General features: G+C 66.5%; 2 protein-coding genes. Both read left to right on the top strand.

Annotated elements, in window-relative coordinates; genetic code table 11:
- A partial coding sequence (sucB, locus tag DBR34_RS14120) for a dihydrolipoyllysine-residue succinyltransferase (RefSeq protein ID WP_308812545.1) occupies nt 1–970 on the top strand: 970 nt, incomplete at its 5' end.
- Nucleotides 971–1,105: 135 nt separating this feature from the next.
- Nucleotides 1,106–2,542, top strand: a complete 1,437-nt coding sequence (gene lpdA, locus DBR34_RS14115) for a dihydrolipoyl dehydrogenase (RefSeq protein WP_128097262.1) — start codon at nt 1,106–1,108, stop codon at nt 2,540–2,542.
- Nucleotides 2,543–2,683 lie beyond the last annotated feature (141 nt).

The raw sequence follows: 2,683 nt of genomic DNA, 5'->3' as shown, positions 1-2,683 counted from the left end.
AGGCGCGACCGCTGCCGCGCCGGCCGAAGAAAAGAAGGCCGACGCCCCGGCCGCGGCTCCGGCACCGGCCGCTGCTGCTCCGGCCGCTGCTGCCCCGGCGCCGGCGGCCAAGTCGGCTGCCGACGGCCTGCCCCCGGGCGCCCGTTTCTCGGCGATCACCGAAGGCGTGAACCCGGCCGACGTGTCCGGCACCGGCCGTCATGGCGCGGTGACCAAGGAAGACATCGTCAACTTCGCCCGTAGTGGCGGCGCTGGCAAGGCGGGCGGTGCACGTCCGGAAGAACGCGTGCCGATGACCCGCATCCGCAAGCGCATCGCCGAGCGCCTGATGCAGTCCAAGAACAGCACGGCCATGCTGACCACCTTCAACGAGGTCGACCTGTCCAAGGTCTCGGCCGCGCGCAAGGACCTGCAGGACGAGTTCGTCAAGGCCCACGGCATCAAGCTGGGCTTCATGAGCTTCTTCGTGAAGGCCGCGGCCAACGCGCTGCAGCGCTTCCCGCTGGTCAATGCCTCGATCGACGGCGACGACGTGATCTATCACGGCTACTCGGACATCTCCATCGCCGTGTCGACCGACAAGGGCCTGGTGACGCCGGTGCTGCGCAACGTCGAGCGCATGTCGTTCGCCGACATCGAAAAGACCATCGCCGACTACGCCAAGAAGGCCCGTGACGGCAAGCTGAGCCTGGAAGAACTGCAGGGCGGCACCTTCACCGTGACCAACGGCGGCACCTTCGGCTCGCTGCTGTCCACGCCGATCATCAACCCGCCGCAGAGCGCCATCCTGGGCATGCACGCCATCAAGGAACGTCCGATCGCCCAGAACGGCCAGGTCGTGATCGCGCCGATGATGTACCTGGCGCTGTCCTACGACCACCGCATCATCGATGGCAAGGATTCGGTGCAGTTCCTGGTGGACATCAAGAACCAGCTGGAAAACCCGGGCCGCATGCTGTTCGGCCTGTAAGACCCGCCACCCCTCCGCGCCTGCGCGGAGGGGTGTTGGTTTTACGGCACTGCACCGCACTGCCCTGCTCTCTCCCCGGCGCCTGCGCGCCACCGGCTTCGACCGAAGCTCGGGAATGCAACAAGGACTATTTCAATGGCTGAACAATTCGACGTCGTCGTCATCGGTGCCGGTCCGGCCGGCTACCACGCCGCCATCCGTGCCGCGCAGCTGGGTCTGAAGACCGCCTGCATCGACGCGGCCCTGGGCAAGGACGGCAAGCCGGCCCTCGGTGGCACCTGCCTGCGCGTGGGCTGCATCCCGTCCAAGGCGCTGCTGGATTCCTCGCGCCAGTTCTGGAACATGGGCCACATCTTTGGCGACCACGGCATCAGCTTCAAGGACGCCAAGATGGACGTCGAGGCGATGGTTGGCCGCAAGGACAAGATCGTCAAGCAGTTCACCGGCGGCATCGGCATGCTGTTCAAGGCCAACAAGGTCGCCGCCTACTACGGCTTCGGCGAACTGCAGCCGGGCAACGTGGTCAAGGTCACCCAGCATGACGGTTCGATCGTCGAGCTGAAGGGCACCAACGTCATCATCGCCGCCGGTTCGGATTCGATCGAACTGCCGTTCGCCAAGTTCGACGGCGACACCATCGTCGACAACGTCGGCGGCCTGGACTTCACCGAAGTGCCGGCCCGCCTGGCCGTGATCGGCGCCGGCGTGATCGGTCTGGAACTGGGCAGCGTGTGGAAGCGCCTGGGTTCGGAAGTGACCATCCTGGAAGCGCTGCCGGAGTTCCTGGCGGCCGCCGATACCGAAGTGGCCAAGGCGGCCGCCAAGGAATTCAAGAAGCAGGGCCTGGACATCCGCCTGGGCGCCAAGGTCTCCAAGGCCGAAGTGACCAGCAAGGGCAAGAAGAAGGAAGTCGCCCTGACCTACGCTGACGCGGAAGGCGAAAAGAGCCTGATCGTGGACAAGCTGCTGGTGGCCGTTGGCCGTCGCGCCGCCACCAAGGGCCTGCTGGCCGAAGGCACCGGCGTCAAGGTCAACGAGCGTGGCCAGATCGAAGTGGACGACCACTGCCACACCGGCGTCGACGGCGTCTGGGCGGTCGGTGACTGCGTGCGCGGCCCGATGCTGGCGCACAAGGGCTTCGAGGAAGGCATCGCGGTGGCCGAACTGATCGCCGGCCTGCCGGGCCACGTCAACTTCGACACCATTCCGTGGGTCATCTACACCGAGCCGGAGCTGGCCTGGGTCGGCAAGACCGAGCAGCAGCTGAAGGCCGAGGGCATTCCGTACAAGGCCGGCAGCTTCCCGTTCGCCGCCAACGGCCGTGCCGTGGCCATGATCGAGCCGGCCGGCTTCGTCAAGGTGCTGGCCCACGCGGAAACCGACCGCGTGCTGGGTATGCACCTGGTGGGTGCCAACGTGTCCGAACTGGTCCACGAAGGCGTGCTGACCATGGAGTTCAACGGCTCCTCCGACGATCTGGCGCGCATCTGCCACGCCCACCCGTCGCTGTCCGAAGCGGTGCACGACGCGGCCATGGCCGTGACCAAGCGCGCGATCCACAAGGCGAACTGATCGCCCTGCGGACCGTGTAACGAAAAACCCCGCCAAGGCGGGGTTTTTTGTGCGTGCTTGCCCGGTGGCAACCACTGCCGGCGGGCGCGTCGCCCCTCTCTGGTGGTCCGGGTCGCTGGCGGGTGCGTCGACCCTCTGGTA

It is taken from the genome of Stenotrophomonas sp. HMWF003 (genome assembly GCF_003061285.1).
Taxonomy (GTDB): Bacteria; Pseudomonadota; Gammaproteobacteria; order Xanthomonadales; family Xanthomonadaceae; genus Stenotrophomonas; species Stenotrophomonas maltophilia_AP.
Note: the sequence above shows the minus strand (reverse complement) of the source record. Positions and strands in the feature narration are given on the sequence as shown.